A 22,800-nucleotide genomic window follows, 5' to 3' on the forward strand; every position below is an offset into this window, starting at 1 on the left:
CGCAACACGGCCTAGCATCGACGCATGCCGACGCTGACCGACCTCGTGCTCATCCCCGCTGGCGACTACCTGATGGGCTCCGACCGCTTCTATGCGGACGAGGGTCCGGTGCACCAGGTGCACGTCGAGGAATTCGAGCTGGATCGTCATCCCGTGACCAACGCTCAGTTCGCTCAGTTCGTTGCGGACACCGGCTACGTCACCGTGGCCGAGCGTCCGCTGGATCCGGCCGACTTCCCCGGCGCGGATCCCGCAGACCTCATCCCTGGTGGCCTCGTCTTCACGCCGACCCGCGGTCCGGTGAACCTCGGCGACTGGCGGCAATGGTGGGCATGGGGTGCAGGAGCGAGTTGGCGGCATCCGTTCGGTGCGTCGTCGTCGATCGAGAGCCGGGAGGAACATCCTGTCGTGCAGGTCGCGTACGAGGACGCCCTCGCCTACGCCGCCTGGGCCGGCAAGCGTCTGCCGACGGAACAGGAGTGGGAGTTCGCCGCCCGCGGCGGCGCCCCCGACGGCCTGACCTACGCGTGGGGCGACGAGCCGCGGCTCGACGGGCGCCTCATGGCCAACAGCTGGCAGGGTCGCTTCCCGTACCTCAACACCGGGGCTGACGGTTGGGTCGGCACGTCGCCGGTCGGCACCTTCCCGGCCAACGGCTACGGACTCGTCGACATGATCGGGAACGTCTGGGAGTGGACCTCCACGTACTACTCGCCGCGGCACGACGTCGCGGCGTCACGATCCTTGGGACTCACGGACGTGAGTGTCGATCACGCCCACGGCGATGCCGGTCACGAAGCGCACCACGAGCACGGGCACGATGGCGTTGGTCACCCCGGTCATGGGCCCCACGACGGTCACGACCACAGCGGGCATGGCCACGACCATCCGGAGACGGGTACCGCACACGACGCCGAATGCGCGTGCGGGCCGAGCGGCTCGATGCGGCCGCAGGCAGCCGCGCAGCCGGAATCGACACGGCGACCGGTCGCATCCGCCGAGGAGGATGCCCGCAAGTCCGCCAGCGCCGAACCCGGGTCCGGCATCCCGCGCCGCACCCTCAAGGGTGGATCGCACCTCTGTGCGCCGGAGTACTGCCTGCGTTACCGGCCAGCCGCCCGCTCCCCCGAGACCGAGGACTCCTCGACGACGCACATCGGATTCCGCTGCGCCAGCTGATCCGGTGTCTCGCCGGCCAAGGCCGAGTGGACGCGACCGTTCAGAGGATGTAGTCGACTCCGGCGCGGCCGACTGTGTTCGCACGCACGAACGCGACCACTTCCTGGTGCACCGGATGCACGATGTACTGCTGCAACGCATCCTCGTCATCGAACTCGGAGACCAGCACGACGTCGAAGTTGTCGGCCGCGCCGGCATCGTTGAGCCCGACCTCGAACGACCGGATCACGTCGATCTGAGGCGGCAGCGACAGCAGCCGGTCTCGGAACTCGGATTTGATGGCGTCCCGTTCCTGCTCGGTGTCGCCTGCGACCTTCCAGGTCACCACGTGACGAAGGGTCATCGTTCCTCCAGGTTCTTCGTGAGGGCGGCGGTCAGCCGCTCCTTGTCCACACGCCAATAGGTGTGCTGGCGGCCGTCGATGAGTACGACCGGGATCTCGTCTGCGTAGCGATCGAACAGCTCGGGCTCGTCGAGGATTGATCGTTCCTCGATGCCGACGCGGGACGGATCCGGAAGCGTCTCGGTCACCTGACGGATCGCCTCCCGTGCGTCGTCGCAGAGGTGGCATCCTGGCTTGCCGATGAGGGTGAGTTGCACGTCGGGCACGGCGTCCAGCCTAGGGCGTGTGCCACTACGGTTCCGCGCCGCACCCGTGCACCGCACGGGAGGGCGTTCGAACGACGGAGAATGCGCATCGCGACGCCAGGCGTTGGACATTTCTGCCAGCGAGACGGAACCCGAAAGGCGCCGGCGCACGCAAAAGCGCCGGGTCGAAACCCGGCGCTGAGACGCGAAGAAACGTCGGGCGAACCCGACGCTCGTTCGTGCTACTTCTTGTTGCGACGCTGGTGGCGCGTCTTGCGAAGCAGCTTGCGGTGCTTCTTCTTCGCCATGCGCTTGCGACGCTTCTTGATAACCGAACCCACAAAGACCTCACAAAGTATTTCGGGATGCTGCGCGGCACACGGCAGCACGATCGCCCAGTCTACCATCCGCCGGGGCGCCGACGGGCCAGCGTGCGTCGGCTGTGGTATCGCGGCGGGCTAACGCTTGCGCTTCGGGCGCACGCGGTCGACGACATTGGAGACGCGATGGCTGGTGTCGGCGAACACCTTGCCCATCTGTTCCGCGAACTCCTTGGTCTCGTCCTTCAGCCCAGCCACGACAGCGCTCACGTCGATGTCGGAGATATCGAACTCACCGCTCACGAACGGCATGAGCCAGTCCTCGATCTCCTCGAGGGGCGTGACGTCGATGCGGTAATAGCGGTGCTGTCCCTCTTCACGCACGGCGACGAGCCCCGCCTCGCGCAGCACCTTGAGGTGCTTCGACACGGTGGGCTGACTGAGCTCCAGTTCCCCGACGATCTGGGAGACGCTGATCTCCCCGTCGTCCGTGTCCTCTGAGGCATCGAGGAGCACGCGCAGGATGTCGCGCCGTGTGGCATCCGCGACGATGTCAAAGATGTCCGGCATCTCCCCAGGCTACTGGTCGGATGCCGGTGGCACCATGCCCGTAGCGGCATCCGTCGCGCACATCCATGCCGCGAGCGGCACGCGGCGCGCAGCCCAGGCCGCCGCAATGGGGCGCGCTACCATCGACCGCGACGAGTTCGCGACGAGAGGCGGCCGATGCGCGCTACGGCACAGGCGTCGCGGCACCTCATGCCCGCCACCTGGTGGGGACGCGTGCAGCTGCGGGTGAACGAATTCTCCGGATCGAGTCCGTCCCGGTTCGCATTGATCGTGTTCACGACGTTGATCCTGCTGTTCACCCTGCTGCTCTCGCTGCCGTTCTCCGCCGCCGGGAGCACCGGCACGCCGCTCGCCGACGCGTTCTTCACAGCGGTGTCCGTCATCTGCGTGACGGGGCTGTCGACGGTCGACATGGCGGAGCACTGGTCTGCCTTCGGGCACGTGGTCGTCTACGTCGGCGTGCAGATCGGGGGCGTCGGCGTGCTGACCCTGGCATCCATCCTCGGCATGGTCATCTCGCGCAAGCTCGGGCTGCGCGCCAAGCTCATCGCCGCCAGCGACAGCAACCCGCTGCGCGCGCACGCCGGCCCGGTCGCCGAGGGTCAGGCGATCCGTCTCGGCGAGATAGGCAGCCTGCTGCGCACCGTGGCACTCAGTGCGGTCTTCATCGAGCTGGTGGTCGCCCTCGTCCTCTTCCCGCGGATGCTCGCCCACGGCTTCAGCCTGTACGACAGCTCGCTGAACTCCCTCTACTACTCGGCGATGGCGTTCACGAACACCGGATTCACGCCGAACGAATCAGGACTGACCCCATTCGCCACGGACTACGTGTTCCTCACCGCGCTGATGGTCGGCGTCATCGCCGGCGCCATCGGATTCCCGGTCATCTACGCGATCGCACAGAACCTGAGGCGCAACGTGCGGCGTCGCTTCTGGACCCTGCACGTGAAGCTGACGCTCGTCACCTTCGCCCTGCTCCTGGTGGCCGGCTGGGTGCTCTACTTCGCACTCGAAGTGGGGAATCCGCGAACGCTCAGCCCCGGCGGCGCCGGTGACGCCGCGTTCCAGTCCCTCTTCATGTCGGCGATGGCGCGGTCTGGCGGGTTCTCCGTGGTCGACATCGACCACCTCCACACCTCGTCTCTGATGGTCACCGACATGCTCATGTTCGTGGGCGGCGGATCCGCGTCGACCGCGGGCGGCATCAAGGTGACGACACTCGCCGTGCTGTTCCTCGCTGCCCTCGCCGAGGCGCGCGGCGTCGACTCGATGGAGGCGTTCCGGCGTCGCATCCCGACGGATGTGCTTCGCGTCGCCGTCAGCGTCGTGCTCTGGGGCGCGACGATCGTCGCCGTCTCGACCGTGACGGTCCTTGCGATCACGCGGGATTCGCTCGACCACGTGTTGTTCGACGTGATCAGCGCCTTCGCGACGTGCGGGCTGTCGACAGGGCTGACGCAGCATGCGCCTACGGCCGCCGTCTACGTACTCGCCATCACGATGTTCCTCGGTCGCGTGGGTACAGTGACCCTCGCCGCGGCGCTCGCGCAATCGCAGCGCGGGCAGTACTACCAGCATCCGGAAGAGAGGCCGATCGTTGGCTGATCGCATCAGACACGACGCACCCGTGCTCGTCATCGGCCTCGGTCGGTTCGGAGCCGCGACCGCCGGGCAACTCGACCGGCTCGACCGCGAGGTGCTCGCCGTCGACACCGACCAGAACCTCGTGCAGAAATGGTCGGAGCGCATCACGCACACGGTGCAGGCGGATGCTCGTTCCGTCGACGCCCTGCGCCAGATCGGGGCGCAGGACTTCTCGATAGCCGTTGTCGCCGTCGGGTCGTCGGTTGAGGCATCCGTGCTGATCACCGCGAACCTCGTGGATCTCGGCATCCCGCAGATCTGGACGAAGGCGATCTCCAAGTCGCACGGCACGATCCTTCAGCGCATCGGGGCGAACCACGTGATCTATCCGGAGGCCGAGGCGGGCGAGCGGATCGCGCACCTGCTCGCCGGACGGATGCTCGACTTCATCGAGTTCGACGACGACTTCGTGCTGGTGAAGATGTATCCGCCGAAGGTGATCAGGGGCATCTCGCTGACGGAATCCGAGGTGCGGCGCAAGTACGACATCACGGTCGTCGGCGTGAAGTCGCCGGGCAAACCCTTCACCTACGCCACGCCGGACACCGTGGTCAGCGACCACGATCTGATCATCGTGTCCGGTGCCAGCTCGGACGTGGAGCGATTCGCGGCATTGGACTGAGGCGGGCGAGCGGCCCGCCGGTAGAGCCGCGCCCCCGTCTCTTGAGCCACTGCCGCTGCTCGAGCCACTGCCCGCTGTCGAGCGTGCAGAAACCACCTCGTCCGGGTTCGGACGAGCTCAACCGTCGCTGGCCGTTTCACTCGCCGACTTCGCGGTCGAGGTTGCCGTGGACATCAGCGTGATCCGCTGCGCGAGTCGGACACCACCGGATGGGGCGCTCCCGACGACCACGATCCGCGTCCCTGGCACGAGCTGTGCCGCATCGAGCGGCGCCTTCGTCGTGCCCAACTGCGTCTGCGGCGTGATGCGCACGGTGACGGATCCGCCAGACTCGCGACGGATCCGGAGTGTGTCCGTCGTGCGGGACAGGATGACGCCGCGCATGACATGGTGGGCGGCCACCGCACCGCGGACCGCGGTGGCGACGGGCGTGTGCCCCACGACAGGAACGCCGCCTTCGGCGATCGGACTCGTGGTGGACATGGCGCCGCGGAGCATCCCGATACCGACGAACGACGCGACGACCACGATGGCGACCACGACGACGCCGACGATCGTCCACCAGAACCGTCGGCGCGTGAGCCCCCGGTACCTGCGCGCGATCGGATCGTCGGACACCGGCGCCGGTGCGCTGCCGACGACGTCCGCGAAGCCGACGCCACTGGCCAGCGGGCCGAACGACGCGGTCGGCGCCTCGCGCACCGACGCCTCGAGAACGGCCGTCGGAGCATCACCGAGCGCGGTCGTGCCGACGGCTTCCACCGACGAGCCGTAGGACGCCGAGCGGGTCGCCGAAATGGGGGCGAACGGGACGGTCGGGTCCATGCCTTGGGCATCCGCTTCGGGGGACGCGTCGAACGGGCTCGTCGGCCCTGTGCCGCCTCCGTGCGCCGCGACCGGTGTCGGGCCGCCATCGGCGGAGATCTCTGTGCGACGTCGTCCGAACGCCCACCATGCACGCGGTGATGGCGCGGTCGGCTCGTTGTCATCGAACAGCCAGGGAAGCGCCTGGTCGTCATCGTCGAACGGGAGGGTGGGCAACGGGCGGGTCTCGTCGTCGGTCACGTGTCGATCCCAGCAACCACCGGGCAACGTGCGGTCAGCGCCGTGTACGAGGAGTGTTCGAGAATGCTGTGTGCCGCCAGAGCCCGGGGCCGGGTCAGCAGGCGGCGAACTCCTTGGCCTTACCGACCGTCGAGACGGCCGCCGCCGGGGTCGCGGCGGGGCCGGACACGGCTTACGCTCCCAGTTCCACCGCGCGGGCGAGAGCTGCGTCCGTCGCGCGGTCGAAGACCGCCTTCAGGTCGGCGTCTTGCAGCACCGCGACAGCACGCTCCGTCGTGCCCTTCGGGCTGGTCACCTGGATGCGCAGCTCGGTAGGAGTCGCATCCGATGCCTCGAGCAGGTGGGCGGCACCGATGAACGTGCCGTTCACGAGTTCCGCCGCCTGCTCGGGCGAGAAGCCCTTGTCGATGGCCGTCGCGGTCAGCTGCTCGATCAGGAGGTACACGTAAGCCGGACCCGATCCGGAGATCGTGCTGAGCGCGTCGAGCTGAGACTCCGGCACCTCAACGACGGTGCCGACGGTCTCGAACAACGTGCGAACCAGGGCGAGCTGCTCGTCCGTCGCTCGGGTGCCCGCGCTCACACCCGTCACCGCCCTGCCGACGATGGCCGGTGTGTTGGGCATCGATCGCACCACTGCGACGGATGCCGGCAGGAGCGCCTCGAAGCGGGCGACGGTCACCCCGGCGGCCACGCTCACGACGATGGCCCCTGGTTCGACGGAGTCCGCGACCTCGGCGAGCAGATCGGGCACCATGGCGGGCTTGACCGCGACGAGCACGATCCCGGCACCGGCGACGGCGGTGCGGTTCGCCTCCGGATGCTCCTCGGTGGACAGCGCGACGACTCCGTCCGTGTGCTCGAGGGATGCGGCGCGTGTCGCGCTCCTGTTGGTCACCACGATCCCGCCGTCGACGTGAACACCCGGCTGCAGGAGGCCGCTCAGAATGGCGCGACCCATGGATCCGGCGCCGAGCACGGCGATCTTGGGCAGTTCGACGACCTTTTCGCTCATGGTCTCAAGCCTATGGTTCGCATACCGAACCGCTAGTCGCGCACCCCACCGGAACGGGGTTCGACACGCTCGACCGGCGGCCTGATCCGGCCATTCTCGGCAGCACACCTGCCTCGGCGCCGGCGTCGCGGTGGAGGCCCACCGGGCCTCCGCTCCCAGCTCGAGCCCGCCCTAGGATTGAGCGCATGACCGAGGCGGACCACCAGACGGCGGATCACGCCGAGGGCAGCACGAAGGCGATCCTCGCGGCCTTCGCGGCGAACCTCGGAATCGCACTGACGAAGTTCATCGCGTGGGCGTTCTCCGGGTCATCGTCCATGCTCGCGGAGGGCGTCCACTCCCTCGCCGACTCCTGCAACCAGGTGCTGCTGATGATCGGGGGACGGCGGGCGAAGCGGCGGCCGGACACCGAACATCCGTTCGGGTACGGCCGCGAGCGGTTCGTGTACGCGTTCGTGGTGTCGATCATCCTGTTCTCGGTCGGTGGCGTGTTCTCCATCTACGAGGGCATCGAGAAGATCGCGAACCCGCATCCGATCGAGGTCTGGTGGCTGCCGCTGCTGGTGCTGGTCATCTCGATCGGGCTGGAGAGCTTCTCGCTGCGCACGGCCATCCGCGAGTCGCGTCCGCACAAGACCACGCGGTCGTGGGTCGCATTCGTGCGCCGCGCCAAGGCACCCGAGTTGCCGATCGTGCTGCTCGAGGACGTCGCAGCGCTCACCGGCCTCACGTTCGCCTTCATCGGCGTCGGCCTGGCCATCTTGACCGGCAACGGCGTCTGGGACGGCATCGGCACCGTGTGCATCGGCGCCCTGCTCGTCGTCGTGGCCATCGTGCTCGGCATGGAGACCAAGAGCCTCCTGGTCGGCGAGGGTGCGAGCGACGCGGATGTCGCGGCCATCCAGAACGCGATCCTCTCGGGCGGTGAGACCGACCGGGTGATCCATCTGAAGACCCTCTACCTCGGGCCGGACGAGCTCATGGTCGCGGCCAAGATCGCACAGCCGGCGTCGCGTGCGCTCCGGGACGTCGCCACCTCGATCGACGCGATCGAAGCACGCATCCGCGACGCGGTACCGGTGGCCGGAGTGATCTACCTCGAGCCGGATGTCTTCCACGACGACCAGCCGGCTCCGCCGACGGAGACGATCGTCATCAAGGGCGAGGACTGAGGCCGGCGCTCCCCGGTCAGGCCACGTCGGCGGGCAGCACTGCCGCGACGAGTGCGCGCGCCGTCGCGCGAGGACGCACGACGGCATCACGTCCGTCGAACACGGTGAGGAACGCCGCGTGGAGGGCAGCACCTGTGAGGAGGGTGGCGACGGCATCGGCATCGAGGTCGGCCGGCAGACGTCCTGCGGTGCGCTGCCGTTCCAGGTAGGCCCGCACGGATCGTTGGGGCGCAGCCGGTCCGGTGCCGTTCGCGCTTGCCATCCGGCGTTGGGCGGCGAGCAGGTCGGGGGAGCTGAAGATGGAGACCGAGATCGGGAACGACGCGACGTAGAAGCGCATCAGGGTCTCGACCAGACGTTCCAGTGCACGACGCACGTTCGTCTCGTCGTCCTCGATCACCGCCCGGAACGACGGCAGCCGCTCCTCGAGCACCGCGACGAACAGCCGCGACTTGTCGTCGAAGTACTTGTAGAGCATTGCCTCCGAGTAGCCGGCAGCACGGGCGATCTCCTTCGTCGTGGCGGCGCCGATACCCTTCTCCGTGAGAACCGCAGTCGCTGCGTCGAGGATCCGCTCCCGCGGACCACGCGGCTTCGGCTCGCCCTCGGCCATATCCGCCCCTTTCCACCATGAAACCCTTGACAGGTGAGTGTTCACTCACCTTACACTCAGTACAGGTGAGTAAGCATTTACTCACCCGCGGTCGAATCGCGTGTCGCGGGAATCGAGACCAGCCCCATCGGCCGTAAGGATTTCGAACCAACTCGATCCGACCCCCATGAACTCGAAGGAGACCGCAGATGCGCATCGCCGTCATCGGAGCCAACGGCCGCACCGGCCGCCTCGTCGCCGAATCCGTACTGGCCAGAGGCCACGACGTGACAGCCATCGTGCGCTCCCCGGACAAACTGGGCGAGCTCGCCAGACGCGTCCGCGTTGTGACCGCATCCGCAGGTGACGTCGACGGCATCGCGACCGGGATCGCAGACGCGGGTGCCGTGATCAGCACCCTCGGCCACAGTCCGTCGAGCGGGGATGAGGTGCTCGCCGACGGCATCCGCACCGATCTCGCCGCGATGCAGCGCGCAGGGCACCGGCGCCTCGTGATGACCTCAGCCGCGGGGATCACCACGGATGGCGACGGCTGGTTCACACGCTCGATCCTGAAGCCGCTGCTCGGCCTGGTCCTGCGCAAGCCGTTCACGGACACCAGGAACGCCGAGGCCCTGCTGCGCGCATCCGACCTCGACTGGGTCATCGTGCGACCGCCCATGCTGCGCGACGGCGAGGCCAACGGATACGTGTCTCAGGAGCGGCTCAACGTGCGCGGCCTGTTCACGATGAACCGCGCCGATCTGGCGGAAGCGCTTGTCGACCTCACCCTCGACGCTTCGCCGCGAACCGTGTTCGCCGTCGCCAGCAAGAAGCCGGTACGGGCGGCGCAGCGGCAGAAGATCGACGCCTGAGGGGATCGGAGACGGGAGCTGCACATCGCCCGGTCGTCCGCGCTCAGCGACCTCGACAGACCGGCCGGCGAGGGAGTCGACTCGCCTCAGCGGCGCGACTCGAAGAATTCCTCGAGGAGGGCGGCGCAGGCATCCGCTTCCACCCCGCCGTACACCTCGACGCGATGGTTCAGCCTGCGGTCGCGCAGCACGTCGTAGACGCTGCCGGCTGCACCGGCCTTCTCGTCCCAGGCGCCGAAGACGACCGTGGGGACGCGTGCCGACAGGATCGCGCCTGCGCACATCACGCACGGCTCAAGCGTGACGACGAGCGTGACATCCGTCAGATGCCAGTCGCCGGTCGACTCGGATGCCGCCCGCAGCGCCAATATCTCGGCGTGAGCCGTCGGATCCTGCCGTGCCTCACGCTCGTTGCGGCCGGCGCCCACAACTCTTCCGTCGCGGTCGAGCACGATCGCAGCCACCGGCACATCGCCCGTGGCGAGGGCGAGACGTGCGTCGGCGATGGCGCGATGCATCCATCCCGACTGGTCGATGGTGGGCACGACTCCCCTTCGGTCCTGGCGCTGAGTCAACGCGCCGAGCGATCGGATCGCGACGGCCGTCGGCGATCCGCCCGGCACAGCCTAGGGTTGAGCCTATGCGAGTGCACGTTGCCGACCACCCCCTCGTCACCCACAAGCTGACGGTGCTCCGCAACCGCGAGACGCCGGCCGTCACCTTTCGCGCGCTGGTCGAGGAGCTCGTGACGCTGCTCGCCTACGAGGCGACCCGCTCGGTGCGCGTCGCACCCATTGACATCCAGACTCCGGTGGCGCCGACGACGGGCGTGACGCTGGCCGATCCGAAGCCCCTCGTCGTGCCCATCCTGCGGGCCGGACTCGGCATGCTCGAGGGCATGGTCAAGCTCGTCCCGTCGGCCGAGGTCGGCTTCCTCGGGATGGTCCGCAATGAGGAAACGCTGCAGCCGACGACCTACGCCGAACGTCTCCCTGAGGACCTCTCCAACCGTCAGTGCTTCGTGCTCGACCCGATGCTCGCCACCGGCGGATCGTTGAGCGCAGCGATCGAGTTCCTGTTCAAGCGCGGCGCCGTGGATGTCACGGCCATCTGCATCCTGGCCGCCCCCGAAGGCCTCGAGGCCGTCGAGCGTCTCACCGAGGGCCGCAATGTGACGCTCGTCGTCGGCGCAGTCGACGAACGACTCAACGAGCACGGATACATCATTCCCGGACTCGGCGACGCCGGCGATCGGCTCTACGGCCTGGTCTGAATCCACCGCGCGAAGGAGGGGCCCCGTCCACACGGACGGGGCCCTTCCTTGATCGCCGACGTGGCTACTGCTCGCCTGCCGAGCGGCGACGGCGGATCATCACGAAGGCGATCGCCGCACCGCCGAGCAGGATGATCGCACCTCCGGCCGCCAGCGGGAACACGAGGTTCGATCCGGTGTCGGCGAGTCCGCCCGACGCGTCAGTCGCAACAGCCGTGACGGCTGTCGGCTTGGAGTCGAACGTGAAGGTCTGGCACCCGACGGTGATCGAGACGATCTCGGCCGAACCCTTTTCTCCGGCGCCGAGCTGGAATCCGACGCTCACGATCGTCGCCTCGGGATTCTTCGCCAGGTAGTCCTGCAGCGTGCCGAGGCTTGCGAAACCGGAGCCCGCCGCGACGCCGAAGCCGTGGGCATCAGTCGCCCACTGACCGGCTCCCTGATAGACGAGGTCGCCATCGGAGCTGCCCTCGCCGTTCAAGTGGATGCCGAGCCTGAGACCGGGCGCTGCGCCGCTCGCATTCGTGAGGTCGATTGCCGGGGAACCGGCGTCCTGCAATGGGATGTCCACCGCGTGGACGCCCGCTACGAGGGCGTTGCCGGAGGCGTCATCCGTCCACACCTTCACGGTCGCCGGGGTGTAGTCGTAGTGGCCGGCGGAACGGACCGTGTAGTTCCAGCCGGCGTTGTCCAGATTCGATGCCAGGATCACCGGGAGCTGGGCGTCGCACGCCGTGATCGTCGGCGGAACGTAGCAGTCGGCCTGCGGATTCGTGCTCTGGTTCGTCTTGACCGGGCCGAACGTCACATCCTGCTCGAACGGCTGCGCCAACGAATATCCGGCCGCAGCAGAAGCGGTGATCACGTTGGGACCGCCGACGTTCATCGGATACGTGCCAGGAGCCTGGTCGGTCGCCGGGTTGTTCACGTGCCACACGACGCCTTCGACTGCGGGAAGGGTGAGCGTTGCATTCGACGTGCCGTTGCCGCAGACGTTGTCGGTCGACGTGACGTGCGGAACCACCACCTGCTTGCAGTCGGGGTTGATCACGAACTTCCATGCCGTATTGAGGCCGCCAGGGGCCAGGGACTCCGCCGGGTTGCCCGGCGACGTGAGGTTCGTGCCGTTCTTCACCGCAGCAAGCAGGGCCTGCGTCGTCGCGTTGTCGACATAGCTGTCCACCTGGTAGTACGTGCCGCAGGTGTCGGGCACGGCTACGTCGAGGGTCTCGGTCGTCTCGGGCGTGACGCTCACGAATGTCTGCGGCCAGGTCGCAGAATTGCTGTCCGCCGGCTTCGTCGGCATCTGCCAGACCACCGTCTGATAGCTGGTCGGCGTGCAGTCGCCACCCGTCAGCTCGTCCTGCACCTCGTACGTCACTGTCGTCGTGCTCTTCCCGTTCGAGAACAGGTGGCCACCGGCAGCGGTCGCGGAACGTGAGTGCTTTCCGACCTCCGTGGAATACGAGCTGGAGTCCCACGAAGCGTTCTCGATGGCGAACTGCACGGTCGAGGCGCTGGCGCACGTCGGCGGATTGACCGTTGCCTGGGCGATGGCATCGTGCGCGGGCGCTACAGCGCAATCGCCGCCGAGCTGCACCGTGCCGCCGCTGTCGGCACTCTTCCAGCCGCGCCAGTCCGTCTGCACTGCGACTTCTGCCGCCTTCGCGCTTCCCTTGATTTCCGACTGCGTGAACGATGCGGTCCAATTGCCCGTACGCGCTGGAATGCCGGACTGCCCGCCCGAATTCTGGTGCGATCGCCAGGCGTTCAGCCACAGTTGCCCGTCGACGGGGTGAGAAACGCCCACTGCCGAGGCGTACAGGGTGCTCGGCTCGGGTGAATGCGTAATCACCTTGACGTCGGCCTCGTCACCGTTCGGCGTCTGCGTCTGCGTGTACGTCCAGGTGACCGTGTATGTGCCATCCGTCTGGCACTGGGCGGTCCCTTTCACTGCGCCGGTGTGCGCGCTCGCGGGAGCGGCGATACCGACCACCGCTCCCGTCGCCAGTAATGCGGCCGCGCCGATCACCGCCCCGATTCTCTTCAGGTTCATTCGCTGTGACTCTCCAGATACAAGGGGGTACTCGCGCCTAAAGATGAGCTATACTCGACTTCTGCGACACAACCACATTGAAACCTCAACCGCCGGTCGAAAAACGGCGCGCAAAACCCTGAGGGTGCAGGGAGCGACGCGCGCCGAGGATGAGTCTCGACGAGCCGTTGGGGGTGTGAATCGAGTGGTGCGGGTCAAGCTCGGGTAGTGCAGGGGCGCTTCGCGCGACTAACGACAAGCCGCGCGGTTGCGCCAGTTTAGCGGCAGACGAACCCTGAAAATCAACAAATCTGCAGTGATGAACGGATCCCGTTGTCGCCATGCGCCGACGAGCAATTCGGACGCTCGTCACACCACCTCCGAGGTTCGATCTCCGGGTCTCCCGTCGAGCCGATGCGCGTCGCATCGCAAGGCTCACGTTGACAGAGCCCGGAGCATCCGCTTTACTGGCACACATGACTGCACCCTCGCGCACCCTGACCTCCTTCGAGGCCCTTGGGCACGCCGGCATGATGATGCCCGGCCGCGCTGCTGTCATGTGCTGTCGAATGTGTCGCTGACCTGACGACCATCCGCCGAGCCGTCATCAACTGAACCGCACGCAGATCGCGGAGACCACTTCGTGGATCGCGAAACTACCGGCCCAGTACGGACGGGATCTGCTTCGAGCAGATCCGATCCGACCGATGACACTCCCCTGAAGCCTCGCTCGCGATCCTCGCAGGCTTCTGCACCGGCCGACTCAACGGCCCGAAACAGTACCGAACCCGCTCAGCCGGATCCGCTCTCCCCGGCAGCAACGGCAGGTTCCCCGCATCATCATCTCGAGGACTCGACTCCCATGTCTCTTGCCACCGTCACCCCGCTGACCGACACAACCGCCATCGCCGCCCGCCCCGCAGCGGTGCGCACCACAGCTTCCGCCGTCGCACCCGTCGTGCACACGACCGTGGCGCCCACCCGCACGGCGCATCCGCGTCGCGTCGACCCCGCGAACCCGCAGCCCGTGCAGCCCCTGCCCGTGCAGCAGCGAGCCGCGCGCCCGGCGGAAGCCCCCGCGCAGGATGCACCGGCACCCGTGCGCATCCGCGCCGTTCCGAACGGCACCCGCGCCCGCGGATTCGCGCTCTACGTCGGCTTCGACGAGGACAAGGCCGGAGCGGCCGGAACGGATCTCGGACACGTGGTCGAAGCACTGAAGCGCCTCGCCGCCGAGATCGCTCCCGGATCCGAGACGTACGCCGCGGTCGCCCTCGCCCCGGAGGCCGCCGGAGGACGCGACATCGACGTGGTGCGTCTTGCGCTCCAGGATCCCGCCGCCATCGCCAAGAACCGCCAGACCACCGAGCCGTCCCCGGATCGTGCAACCGGCGTGGTCGTGGACATCTCGCGCAAGCGCCTCCTGCTCGACAACGAGAACATCGCGCTCACCTACAAGGAGTTCGAGCTGCTGCAGTACCTCGTGCTCCGCGAAGGGCGCACCATCGACCGCAGCGAGCTCATCGCCTCGCTGTGGGAGGCCGGCGACGACGAGGTGCCGAACGAGCGCACCATCGACGTGCACGTGCGCCGCCTGCGTTCCAAGCTCGGAACCTACGAAGACATCGTGCGAACGGTGCGCGGCGTCGGCTACCGGTTCGACCGCCACGCAGACGTCACCATCCGCCACGCTGGAGCACCGAGCCCGGACCTGTTCTGAGCTTCAGCGGCTACCGGCGTCCAACACGGCCGCCAGCACTGGGCCCCGCTCTCAGCTCCAGCTTCCGAGCGAGCCGACTCCTACGACGTCCGACAGCGCCCCGACGGCGAACACCGGACATCGGAGGCCTTGGGGACCCCCGGCGCCAACCTCACGAACGCGACCCGCTCCTCATTGCGGCGGTGTGCACGCCGCAGCAATCCCAGCCATTCGCACAACCCGACCGCGGCGCGACGGGCAGGGACCGGCGCCCATCTCAAGAACGCGACCCGCTCCGCGTTGCGGCGGCGTGTACGCCGCAACAACCCCAGCCATCCGCGCACGCCGACCGCGGCGCGACGGGCAGGGACCGGCGCGCAAATAAACTCAAATGCCGAGGAGCTTCTGTTTCGCTGCTGCGAACTCGTCGTCGGTGAGCACGCCCTGTTGGTGCAGGGTCGCGAGGCGCTGAATCTGGCTGGTGACATCTTCGCCTCCGGCCGGCGCGGCCGGCGCGGCGGGTGCCGCGGGCGCCGCCGCCTGCTGCTGCGCCACGGCCTGCTGGGCGGCCGCCTCCATCTGAGCCTGCTGCTGCTGGGCTTCGTACTGCTGCTGCTCGTACTCCGACTGAGCCCTGGCCTGCTGGTGCGCCCTCATGCCGCCGCTGACCGCTGTGGCGGTTCCTGCGACGACGGCCGTGCGGGCGGCGAGGCCGACAAGGCCTGGACGTCCCATTCTGCGTAGTGGCATTGCTACTCCGATCCTTCTGAGTGGGTCGTGATCACTCGGCCCGAGCCAGTGACACGACCTCGTTCACGATGGGCGCCGGGATGCGCTCGCTGGCCAGAACCGCACCGCCGGAGGCGGCGAGACGCGACGCGAGCTTCCTCGCCCAGAGGTGTTCGACAACCAGCAGTTCGGCGCTCGCCCCCGCTTCCAGCGCCTCGGCGAAGTACGCGACGTCCTCGTCAGCGGCCAGGCCGGAAAGGTCGAGATCCACATCCTCCAGGCCGTACGTATCCGATGCGTCCTCCACCTCGATCGTCTCGACGTCGCCCTCGACTGTCTTTGTCACGAGGATCGCGTCGATGACACGAACGGCGCCGTCCTTCGCGAGCTCGCGAACAGCTTCGACGACGCCCGGGTCGGGCGCCTCACCGGGGAATCCGACGAGCACGAACTCGACGGGTCCGTATTCCAAATCGCTCATGTCGATCCTTTCGCCTCTGCGATGACCTACCCAGCATGCGCTCTGCACCCCCGGATGCCGTCACCCCGGCCGGGTGAAGGCGCGGCCTCCGAGTCCCGCGCAGGCGGCTCGCCGTTCACCCGGATGACACAGGCCGGCGATACCGTGATGGCCACGTCGGCGGCTTCGGGCATTCAGCGGCAGAGGCTGATGCTCGACGACGCTGTCGACGACGGATGCCACAGTGGACGCGACGGAGGGCGTGATGGCGACGCAGCAGGACATTCAGCGGATCATCGACGAACGACTGAACACGTTCGCGGCACTGGGTGTGCTCAGCGTGCGCCCCGGGTTCGTGCTGCGCGACGGATGGATCACCGACGAGCGCGCGATCGTCGTCACGGTCGCCGCCGGGTCGGACACGGTCCTCCCGGCGGAGGTCGACGGCGTGGCAGTGGACGTGCGCGTCGCCTCGCCGGCCAAGGCCGCCCAACTGGCACAGCTCGCACGCCCGGACGGGATCCGCGCCTTGCTCGGCGCAGCGCCCGATTCCGGCGCCGTTCCCGTGTTCGCGGATGAGCGGATGATCACGCCAGAGCTGCGGGTCGCGGCGGGGACGTCATCCGGATCCGCGACGGATCACGCGCTGGTGCTGGGAGCGGCCATGCCGACCGGTGCCGGAGCGGCCACGGTGGCGACCCATCCGGATCAGGCAGCGGCGAAGCCGACCAAGCCGCAGGTGGCCTACACGTCACCTGCAGGCGTGAAGCTCGAGCCTGTCGCAGGAGTGATCGAGCTCGAGCTCAGCGCCAGCCCCGACGCCGGATGGCCCGTGTTGAAGAAGTTCCTGCACAGCACGACGAAGTCGCTCACGGTCGGCCTGTACGACTTCACGTCCGCCCACGTGCTGAGCGACTTCGAGAGTGCGGCCCGCGGCAAGACCGTGACGTTCGTGCTCGATCATCCCGCCAAGAACCCGACGGCGGACCAGACCGACGACCAGACGGTTTCGGCGCTGCAGAGCGCGCTCGGCGCGCGGTTCGACCAGGCATGGGCGCTCGAGCGCGCGGATCCGCACGCGGCGGCCTGGATCTTCCCTTCGGCGTACCACATCAAGGTCGCGGTGCGGGATTCGAGCGCCGTCTGGCTCTCCAGCGGCAACTGGAACAACTCGAACCAGCCCGACATCGACCCGGTGAACGATCCGTCGGATGCTGCTCAGGCCAGGTCGCGCGACCGCGACTGGCACGTGGTGATCCACCATGCCGGCCTCGCGAAGGTGTTCGAGGCCTACTTGAAGAACGACCACGATGTGGCGGAACAGCACCAGGCCGTCCCGTAAGGCAGCAGCGCAGCCACCGGCGGTGGTTCCGACGGGCTCGGTGCTGCCGACACGATGCTCCTGCTTCAGCCGCTCGCCGAGACACCTCCGTTCCTCACGTTCACGGCATCCGAGACTGTGCGCGAGCAGGTGTCCATCACGCCGGTGCTCACACCAGATCCCGGCGTGTACCCCGACGCCGTGCGCGAGCTCATCGCCTCGGCCACGACATCCCTCCACATGCAGTTTCAGTACATCGAGCCGCCCAGCACGGCCACGGATGCGAACGCGGCCTTCCGCGACCTCATCGCCGCCGTCGTCGATCGGCAGAAGGCGGGCGTCGACGTGCGGGTCATCATGAGCCAGTTCGAGACGGCGGGCTACCTCGAGCAGCTGCAGGAGCTCGGACTCGACGTGGTCGACAACGTGAAGCTGCAGAACAACGTGCACAACAAGGGGATCGTCGTCGACGCCGCCCGCACGCTCGTCAGCAGTCAGAACTGGTCGACGGCGGGCACGCTCCAGAACCGCGACGCCGGCGTGATCATCGACAGCACGCGCGTGGCAGCGTATTTCGACGCCATCTTCCAGCACGACTGGGAGAACCTCGCGGAACAGAAGGCGCACACGGACTAACACCCATCGCGCACGCTCATCCAGTCGCCACGAGTCGTACAACGACCCCGACGGCCGGTACGACGGCCCACGATCCCGACCGCCCTCGGGTGCGTCGGACCCGTGCTTTCTACGGCACCAGGATGATCTTGCCGCGCACGCTGCCGGCCTCGCCCACGCGATGCGCCTCGGCCGCCTGCGTCAGCGGATAGGTCGCGCCGATCTCGACCTGGAACGTGCCGTCTGCGAGGCCGGCGAGCGCCGCCTCGAGACCCTCGGCCCTCAGCGCTTCCTCCTCGGGCGTGAGGGGCACGGGACTTCCACCCGACCACGCCTTGATGCCCAGCTCCGCCGCCTTGAATCCGACGACGATGGTGCCGATGTGGGAGCGATCGGCGACCAGGTCGAAGGAGGCCTGCAGCGCGGCATCCGTTCCGGCCATGTCGAGCACGTAGTCGACTCCCTGCGGAACGGCCGCGCGAACACGATCGACGAGACCGTCGCCGTACTCGAGCGCTATCGCCCCGAGATCGCGCAGACGGTCCAGGTTGTTGGCACTCGCCGTGCCGACGACCGTGACGCCGCGGGCGCGGGCGAACTGCACGGCGGCTTGTCCGACGGCGCCTGACGCGCCGTGGATGAGCAGCACGTCGCCTTCGCCGGGTCCGAGCGACACCACCACCTGATACGCCGTGCCGGCGGGGACGCCGAGGGCAGCGGCATCCTCGAACGACACGTCGGCCGGCTTGCGCACGAGCTTGCCCTCGGATGCCACGACCTCGCTCGCGTACGCCCCCGACGCTCCGCGCACCACGACCTCATCCCCTACTGACCAGTCGGTCACGCCGGGTCCGAGCGCGGAGATCACACCCGAGACGTCGGATCCCAAGCGCCGCGGCGTCTCGATCGGCTCCGACGGACGGATGCCCCGCCGCAGCTTCCAGTCGATCGGATTCACCCCGATGGCCTTGGACGCGACCAGCACCTTCCCCTCACCCGGCACCGGATCGGGCTTCTCGGCCGCCTCGAGAACCTCTGGGCCGCCGAGTCGGGCGTACTGGATCACCGTCTGCATGGAAACTCCTCGCGTCGTCGCCTCTCACGATAGGCGAGGCGCCCGCACAGCATGTCGAGGGCGTGACACCCCGCAGCTCAACCGGCGCTCGCGGGGCCAGGCGGGAGCGGTCCAGTGAGGTAACGCTGCACGGTCGGGGCGATGTGGTCGACGACCCAGGCCGGATCCGCGGAGGCCAGAGGCTCCCAGCGCAGCACGTAACGGGTCAGGATGACACCGGTCAGTTGGCTGGCGAGCAGAGCCGAACGGGTGTCGACCTCTGCGTCATCCGGCGAGAACCGTGCGACAACGGGATGCACAGCCCGATCCAGGATGAAGGACCGCATCTGCGCCGCCATCGTCTTGTTGCGCGCTGCGCTGCGCAGCAGGGCGGAGACGACGGATGAGTGGGCATCCCACACCTGCAGGAGGCGCGAGACGAGCTGGCGTGCCGCCTCGTCCGCATCCACGTCAAGCACGGGCGCGATGACATCGCGCGGGTCGAGCTGCAGGGCGGTCACGGCGTCGAAGAGGCCGCCCTTCGATCCGAAGTAGTGGGCGATCATCGCCGGATCGACGCCAGCACGCTGGGCGATCTCGCGGGTTGTCGCACCGTCGACGCCTCGGTCGGCGAAGACCTCGCGCGCGGCATCCATCAGCTCCTGACGGGTGGTGGACGGCCCCCGACGCCGGCCACTCACGACTCCTTCCCGTCGTCATCCGTCTTCGCCGCGGAGTGCCGACCGTGGTGGCCGGCAGCGTCCGAGTGGTCTCGATCGAGCAGCACCATGGTCTCCTCGAGCGTCGCCGGCACCGGAACCACGTCGGCGCGGATGCCGCCCAGCGCCTCCGTCACCCGGGTCTGCAGCGTCTCCGCGCTGCCGCGTCCCGCCACGCGGATGCTCCGTCCGCTGAGCATGATCGGGAGCCCCGAGCGGTCCAAGACCTCGAACGCACGCTGCCAGTCCTCGCTCGTGACGAGCACCGCTGCGGCACCGCGCACGAGATCGGACACCGTCCCTGATCCGACCAGTCGACCCTGTGCGAGCAGCGCCAGGCGGGTGCACTGCTCGGCTTCCTGCAGGTAGTGGGTTGTCACGATGACGGCGCGGCCGGCATCCGCCTGCGCATGGATGACATCCCACAGCCGCGCGCGCCCGAGCGGATCGACCCCCGACGTCGGCTCGTCGAGCACGAGGAGTTCAGGGCCGTGGCTGAGCGCGAGCGCGAAGGCCAGCTGCCTCTGCCGGCCCAGCCCGATGTCGGAGACGGTGTCGCGGCTGACCTCACGCAACGCGTCGGGCAGCACCGGCTTCGGCACGCCGTACACGCGGGAGAGGAACGCGACATTTTCGCGCACACTCAGCGTCGTGTAGAGGCCGAGGCCCTGCGGCACGTACCCCAGGCGGCGTCGGGACGCGTTGCTCGGCGGTTCACCGAAGAGCGTCGCGTCGCCCTCGTCTGCGCGTTCGAGCCCGAGCAGGATGCGCAGCAGCGTCGTCTTGCCGGCCCCGTTCGCGCCAATCAGTCCTACCACCTCGCCCGGGCGCACCTCGAGGCTCACGTCGTCGACGGCCGTGGCATGGCCGAAGCGCTTCACGATCCGGCGGGCGCATGCCGTTGGGTCCTGCGACCGTTCGCCGAGCCTGTCGGAAGACCGCTGATGGAGCTCGGCCGGCGGCGCGACGGGCTCAACCGGCGGCGAGGACTGTGCGCCGGTTCCGACACGCTCAACCCGCGACAGCGACAGGGCGATGAGAGCGTCCTCGAAGTCGGGTGCTGCGATCCGCGATCCCGGAACGGTCTCCCCGGCCGGCGACCACAGATGGCATTCCGTTCCGCGGCGCCAGACGCGGGCGGCGAGCGCTGCCGGGGGTGCGGCATCCGGACCCTCCAGACGGGCGATCGCACCGGGGACCGACGCGACGATCTCGTCGGGCGTGCCGGAAGCGAGCATCCGGCCCGCGTCAAGGGCGATGACGGATGCGGCGCGCTGCGCCTCATCCAGGTACGTCGTCGCCATGATCACCGTCGTACCGCCGGATACCACGCCTCCGCCGGCGCCGGCCGGCCCGGCCGTGGCACTGATCAGGCGCCACAGCTCGACCCGGCTGACCGGGTCGACGCCCGTGCTCGGCTCGTCGAGCAGCACGAGCGTCGGCTCGTGCAGGATGGCGAGCACGAAGCCGAGCTTCTGCCGCATGCCACCGGACAAATCGTGCCCGAGACGCCGTCGGGCAGCGTCGAGCCCGGCGCGTTCGAGCAGTTCGGCGGAGCGCTCGCGGATGCGCGCAGCCGACATCCCGTACGACCTGCCGACGAACTCCACGTTCTCCTCGACGGTGAGGGTCGGCCACACACCAGAGGTGGCCGGCTGGTATCCGAGACGCTCGCGCTCGACGGTGCTGAGCTCGCCGGAGTCCGCTCGCACCCGGTGCGCGAGCACCCGCAGGAGTGTTGACTTGCCGGCGCCGTCGCCGCCGACGACGGCCGTGACCTGGCCGGGGCGGGCATCAAGGGTCACGTCGTCGAGCGCCGCGGTGCGTCCGAAGAGCACCGTGAGGCCCGCGACGCCGAACGACTCGCGCTCGACCGGCGTCGCCGTGGGCGCCTGGGATGCGGGCGAAGTCGAGGCGGGCATCACGCGACCTCTGTCGCGCGCTGCTGCACGGCATCCGTCTGCTCCGGCTGTCGCGGTTGTTTGACCGGCGAGATGCTGCGGCTGAGCCGCACCACCGCCAAGCCGAAGATGACGACGGCCATGATCGCGAGGATCACCAGCGGGAACCAGAGCGAGTCCCAGCCTGCGCCGCGGATCATGACGCCCTGCGAGATCATCGTGAACCACGTGAGCGGCAGGAGGTAGCCGATCCATCGCACGCCCGCTGCCATCGCGGACAGCGGGAAGATCATGCCGGAGAGCAGGATCTGCGGAAGCAGCACCATGAAGGCGAGCTGGATCGCCTGTCCCGTCGTGCGCGATACGGACGAGATCAGCACGCCGAGCCCGAGCACGACGAAGAGGAACAACGCTGCGCCGACGATGAAGATGAGCGGATTGCCGTTGAACGGCACGCCGAAGAGCAGCAGCCCGAGCACGGTGATCAGCGCCATGTCGAAGCAGGCGAGCAGGAAGTACGGCGTGATCTTGCCGAGCACCACGGCGCCGGCTCGCAGCGGCATCACCGCCAGCTGCTCCAGCGTTCCGGCCTCGCGTTCTCGTACCAGACCGATCGACGTGATGATCGTGCCGATGAAGGTGAGGATCAGGCCGATGATCGCCGGGATCATCACCCACGACGTCTTCAGGTCCGGGTTGAACAGGGTCGTCACGGTCAGCGTCGGCGGCTGCTGAGCGGATGCAGGTGCTTGGCTGGAACCGCTGCTCGACGTGCCGGTCCCTGATCCGCTCTCCCCCTGAGCCGCCTGCGCCTGCGCTTGAGCCGCAGCCTGGGCCGCCTGCTCTTGTGCCTGCGCAGCCTGCTGCGCTAGCTGCTGCTGCACCTGCGCGAAGATCGTCTTCGCGGACTGCGCGGCGAAGAGATTCGATCCGTCGATGAGGACCTCCGCCGTGAACGCCGGGCTCCCCTCCGGACCCGGTGTGTTCGACGAGGTCTCGGCGTAGATCGCCACGTCGGCGCGGTCGTCGCGCAGCTCGGTGGTCGCGTCATCCTTCGTGCCCTGCGCGTCGGTGACCACGACGTTCAGGTGGTCCTTCAGCTTCGAGTTGCCGTCGATGAGCTTGGTGACATCGTGCGCCGCCGATCCGTACACCGCGACGGTCAGGTGGTCGACGGTGAAGTTGGCCGCGTATCCGAAGATGATCAGCAACAGCAGCGGCATCACGATCAGCAGGGCGAGCGTGCGGCGGTCGCGCCGCAACTCCTGGAACTCCTTGAGCACGATCGCACGCATGGCGGGCCTCCCGGTCGGCGTCGTCCCGGCCGGATCTGCGGCCGTAGTTCCATAATT

The 22,800-nt window shown here is 68.2% G+C and carries 24 protein-coding genes; 9 read left to right on the forward strand and 15 right to left on the reverse strand.

What is annotated here, in order from left to right; genetic code table 11:
• The first annotated feature begins 24 nt into the window (after window positions 1-24).
• Window positions 25-1,179 (forward strand): formylglycine-generating enzyme family protein, encoded by a 1,155-nt coding sequence (locus HII28_RS20355; protein ID WP_240978327.1) that lies wholly within the window; start codon window positions 25-27, stop codon window positions 1,177-1,179.
• Between the two features lie 40 nt (window positions 1,180-1,219).
• Here the strand turns inward: HII28_RS20355 and HII28_RS16435 are convergent, their stop codons facing one another.
• From HII28_RS16435 to HII28_RS16450, 4 genes are all read right to left on the reverse strand, one after another.
• On the reverse strand, window positions 1,220-1,522 hold the full coding sequence (locus tag HII28_RS16435; protein WP_170026942.1) for a Dabb family protein: 303 nt from the start codon (window positions 1,520-1,522) through the stop codon (window positions 1,220-1,222).
• Window positions 1,519-1,788 carry a glutaredoxin family protein gene (locus tag HII28_RS16440; protein WP_346769373.1) on the reverse strand — a complete coding sequence of 90 codons (270 nt, stop codon included), beginning with the start codon at window positions 1,786-1,788 and terminating at the stop codon, window positions 1,519-1,521. Before HII28_RS16440 ends, HII28_RS16435 begins: the two co-directional genes overlap by 4 nt.
• A gap of 221 nt (window positions 1,789-2,009) precedes the next feature.
• Entirely contained in the window at window positions 2,010-2,108 is a 99-nt protein-coding gene (locus tag HII28_RS16445; RefSeq protein WP_003792170.1) for an AURKAIP1/COX24 domain-containing protein, read from the reverse strand.
• A 117-nt stretch (window positions 2,109-2,225) separates the two neighbouring features.
• The gene (locus HII28_RS16450; RefSeq protein WP_170026944.1) at window positions 2,226-2,657 is read right to left on the reverse strand and encodes a metalloregulator ArsR/SmtB family transcription factor; all 432 of its coding nucleotides are present in this window, start codon (window positions 2,655-2,657) and stop codon (window positions 2,226-2,228) included.
• A gap of 156 nt (window positions 2,658-2,813) precedes the next feature.
• Between HII28_RS16450 and HII28_RS16455 the strand changes: the two genes are divergently transcribed.
• Window positions 2,814-4,262: a potassium transporter TrkG gene (locus HII28_RS16455; protein WP_170026945.1), complete on the forward strand. Its 1,449-nt coding sequence runs from the start codon at window positions 2,814-2,816 to the stop codon at window positions 4,260-4,262.
• The gene (locus HII28_RS16460) at window positions 4,255-4,923 is read left to right on the forward strand and encodes a TrkA family potassium uptake protein (protein ID WP_170026946.1); all 669 of its coding nucleotides are present in this window, start codon (window positions 4,255-4,257) and stop codon (window positions 4,921-4,923) included. The genes HII28_RS16455 and HII28_RS16460 overlap by 8 nt, the downstream gene beginning before the upstream one ends.
• Before the next feature lie 117 nt (window positions 4,924-5,040).
• Here HII28_RS16460 and HII28_RS16465 read toward each other — a convergent pair whose 3' ends face one another.
• Window positions 5,041-5,988: a hypothetical protein gene (locus HII28_RS16465; protein WP_170026947.1), complete on the reverse strand. Its 948-nt coding sequence runs from the start codon at window positions 5,986-5,988 to the stop codon at window positions 5,041-5,043.
• Window positions 5,989-6,160: 172 nt separating this feature from the next.
• On the reverse strand, window positions 6,161-7,003 hold the full coding sequence (gene proC / locus HII28_RS16470) for a pyrroline-5-carboxylate reductase (protein ID WP_170026948.1): 843 nt from the start codon (window positions 7,001-7,003) through the stop codon (window positions 6,161-6,163).
• 185 nt (window positions 7,004-7,188) lie between these two features.
• Between proC and HII28_RS16475 the strand changes: the two genes are divergently transcribed.
• The gene (locus HII28_RS16475; protein WP_170026949.1) at window positions 7,189-8,175 is read left to right on the forward strand and encodes a cation diffusion facilitator family transporter; all 987 of its coding nucleotides are present in this window, start codon (window positions 7,189-7,191) and stop codon (window positions 8,173-8,175) included.
• A 16-nt stretch (window positions 8,176-8,191) separates the two neighbouring features.
• Here HII28_RS16475 and HII28_RS16480 read toward each other — a convergent pair whose 3' ends face one another.
• A complete protein-coding gene (locus tag HII28_RS16480) occupies window positions 8,192-8,788 on the reverse strand; it encodes a TetR/AcrR family transcriptional regulator (RefSeq protein ID WP_170026950.1) in 597 nt (198 codons plus the stop codon).
• A gap of 188 nt (window positions 8,789-8,976) precedes the next feature.
• Here HII28_RS16480 and HII28_RS16485 point away from each other — a divergent pair, with 188 nt between their 5' ends.
• On the forward strand, window positions 8,977-9,642 hold the full coding sequence (locus tag HII28_RS16485) for an NAD(P)H-binding protein (RefSeq protein ID WP_170026951.1): 666 nt from the start codon (window positions 8,977-8,979) through the stop codon (window positions 9,640-9,642).
• Between the two features lie 86 nt (window positions 9,643-9,728).
• Here the strand turns inward: HII28_RS16485 and tadA are convergent, their stop codons facing one another.
• On the reverse strand, window positions 9,729-10,187 hold the full coding sequence (gene tadA / locus HII28_RS16490; protein ID WP_346769374.1) for a tRNA adenosine(34) deaminase TadA: 459 nt from the start codon (window positions 10,185-10,187) through the stop codon (window positions 9,729-9,731).
• 95 nt (window positions 10,188-10,282) lie between these two features.
• Between tadA and upp the strand changes: the two genes are divergently transcribed.
• The gene (gene upp, locus HII28_RS16495) at window positions 10,283-10,915 is read left to right on the forward strand and encodes a uracil phosphoribosyltransferase (RefSeq protein ID WP_170026952.1); all 633 of its coding nucleotides are present in this window, start codon (window positions 10,283-10,285) and stop codon (window positions 10,913-10,915) included.
• A gap of 64 nt (window positions 10,916-10,979) precedes the next feature.
• On the opposite strand, the gene HII28_RS16500 is transcribed toward upp, so the two are convergent.
• Window positions 10,980-12,971: a hypothetical protein gene (locus HII28_RS16500; protein WP_170026953.1), complete on the reverse strand. Its 1,992-nt coding sequence runs from the start codon at window positions 12,969-12,971 to the stop codon at window positions 10,980-10,982.
• A gap of 841 nt (window positions 12,972-13,812) precedes the next feature.
• On the opposite strand from HII28_RS16500, the gene HII28_RS16505 reads away from it, so the two are divergent.
• A complete protein-coding gene (locus HII28_RS16505) occupies window positions 13,813-14,670 on the forward strand; it encodes a winged helix-turn-helix domain-containing protein (RefSeq protein ID WP_240978328.1) in 858 nt (285 codons plus the stop codon).
• 366 nt (window positions 14,671-15,036) lie between these two features.
• Here HII28_RS16505 and HII28_RS16510 read toward each other — a convergent pair whose 3' ends face one another.
• Entirely contained in the window at window positions 15,037-15,399 is a 363-nt protein-coding gene (locus HII28_RS16510) for an SHOCT domain-containing protein (protein ID WP_240978329.1), read from the reverse strand.
• Between the two features lie 31 nt (window positions 15,400-15,430).
• Window positions 15,431-15,859 (reverse strand): DUF6325 family protein, encoded by a 429-nt coding sequence (locus HII28_RS16515; protein WP_170026954.1) that lies wholly within the window; start codon window positions 15,857-15,859, stop codon window positions 15,431-15,433.
• Between the two features lie 223 nt (window positions 15,860-16,082).
• Between HII28_RS16515 and HII28_RS16520 the strand changes: the two genes are divergently transcribed.
• Both HII28_RS16520 and HII28_RS16525 read left to right on the forward strand, forming a co-directional pair.
• Window positions 16,083-17,180 (forward strand): hypothetical protein, encoded by a 1,098-nt coding sequence (locus HII28_RS16520; RefSeq protein WP_170026955.1) that lies wholly within the window; start codon window positions 16,083-16,085, stop codon window positions 17,178-17,180.
• Window positions 17,181-17,234: 54 nt separating this feature from the next.
• A complete protein-coding gene (locus HII28_RS16525; RefSeq protein WP_170026956.1) occupies window positions 17,235-17,795 on the forward strand; it encodes a phospholipase D-like domain-containing protein in 561 nt (186 codons plus the stop codon).
• Window positions 17,796-17,904: 109 nt separating this feature from the next.
• Here the strand turns inward: HII28_RS16525 and HII28_RS16530 are convergent, their stop codons facing one another.
• The 4 genes from HII28_RS16530 to HII28_RS16545 form a co-directional block, all read right to left on the reverse strand.
• Entirely contained in the window at window positions 17,905-18,849 is a 945-nt protein-coding gene (locus HII28_RS16530; RefSeq protein WP_170026957.1) for an NADP-dependent oxidoreductase, read from the reverse strand.
• A 77-nt stretch (window positions 18,850-18,926) separates the two neighbouring features.
• Window positions 18,927-19,529 carry a TetR family transcriptional regulator gene (locus HII28_RS16535; protein WP_170026958.1) on the reverse strand — a complete coding sequence of 201 codons (603 nt, stop codon included), beginning with the start codon at window positions 19,527-19,529 and terminating at the stop codon, window positions 18,927-18,929.
• Window positions 19,526-21,469, reverse strand: a complete 1,944-nt coding sequence (locus tag HII28_RS20360) for an ATP-binding cassette domain-containing protein (RefSeq protein WP_170026959.1) — start codon at window positions 21,467-21,469, stop codon at window positions 19,526-19,528. Before HII28_RS20360 ends, HII28_RS16535 begins: the two co-directional genes overlap by 4 nt.
• Window positions 21,469-22,743: an ABC transporter permease gene (locus HII28_RS16545; RefSeq protein ID WP_170026960.1), complete on the reverse strand. Its 1,275-nt coding sequence runs from the start codon at window positions 22,741-22,743 to the stop codon at window positions 21,469-21,471. Before HII28_RS16545 ends, HII28_RS20360 begins: the two co-directional genes overlap by 1 nt.
• Window positions 22,744-22,800 lie beyond the last annotated feature (57 nt).

The sequence above is a fragment of the Planctomonas sp. JC2975 genome, from assembly GCF_012985205.1.
Lineage (GTDB): Bacteria > Actinomycetota > Actinomycetes > Actinomycetales > Microbacteriaceae > Humibacter.

Coding starts and splice junctions, on each gene's coding strand:
- HII28_RS20355 (WP_240978327.1), top strand. CDS start 25: ATGCCGACGCTGACCGACCTCGTGCTCATCCCCGCTGGCGACTACCTG.
- HII28_RS16435 (WP_170026942.1), bottom strand. CDS start 1,522: ATGACCCTTCGTCACGTGGTGACCTGGAAGGTCGCAGGCGACACCGAG.
- HII28_RS16450 (WP_170026944.1), bottom strand. CDS start 2,657: ATGCCGGACATCTTTGACATCGTCGCGGATGCCACACGGCGCGACATC.
- HII28_RS16455 (WP_170026945.1), top strand. CDS start 2,814: ATGCGCGCTACGGCACAGGCGTCGCGGCACCTCATGCCCGCCACCTGG.
- proC (WP_170026948.1), bottom strand. CDS start 7,003: ATGAGCGAAAAGGTCGTCGAACTGCCCAAGATCGCCGTGCTCGGCGCC.
- HII28_RS16475 (WP_170026949.1), top strand. CDS start 7,189: ATGACCGAGGCGGACCACCAGACGGCGGATCACGCCGAGGGCAGCACG.
- HII28_RS16480 (WP_170026950.1), bottom strand. CDS start 8,788: ATGGCCGAGGGCGAGCCGAAGCCGCGTGGTCCGCGGGAGCGGATCCTC.
- HII28_RS16485 (WP_170026951.1), top strand. CDS start 8,977: ATGCGCATCGCCGTCATCGGAGCCAACGGCCGCACCGGCCGCCTCGTC.
- upp (WP_170026952.1), top strand. CDS start 10,283: ATGCGAGTGCACGTTGCCGACCACCCCCTCGTCACCCACAAGCTGACG.
- HII28_RS16500 (WP_170026953.1), bottom strand. CDS start 12,971: ATGAACCTGAAGAGAATCGGGGCGGTGATCGGCGCGGCCGCATTACTG.
- HII28_RS16505 (WP_240978328.1), top strand. CDS start 13,813: ATGTCTCTTGCCACCGTCACCCCGCTGACCGACACAACCGCCATCGCC.
- HII28_RS16510 (WP_240978329.1), bottom strand. CDS start 15,399: ATGCCACTACGCAGAATGGGACGTCCAGGCCTTGTCGGCCTCGCCGCC.
- HII28_RS16515 (WP_170026954.1), bottom strand. CDS start 15,859: ATGAGCGATTTGGAATACGGACCCGTCGAGTTCGTGCTCGTCGGATTC.
- HII28_RS16525 (WP_170026956.1), top strand. CDS start 17,235: ATGCTCCTGCTTCAGCCGCTCGCCGAGACACCTCCGTTCCTCACGTTC.
- HII28_RS16530 (WP_170026957.1), bottom strand. CDS start 18,849: ATGCAGACGGTGATCCAGTACGCCCGACTCGGCGGCCCAGAGGTTCTC.
- HII28_RS20360 (WP_170026959.1), bottom strand. CDS start 21,469: ATGCCCGCCTCGACTTCGCCCGCATCCCAGGCGCCCACGGCGACGCCG.
- HII28_RS16545 (WP_170026960.1), bottom strand. CDS start 22,743: ATGCGTGCGATCGTGCTCAAGGAGTTCCAGGAGTTGCGGCGCGACCGC.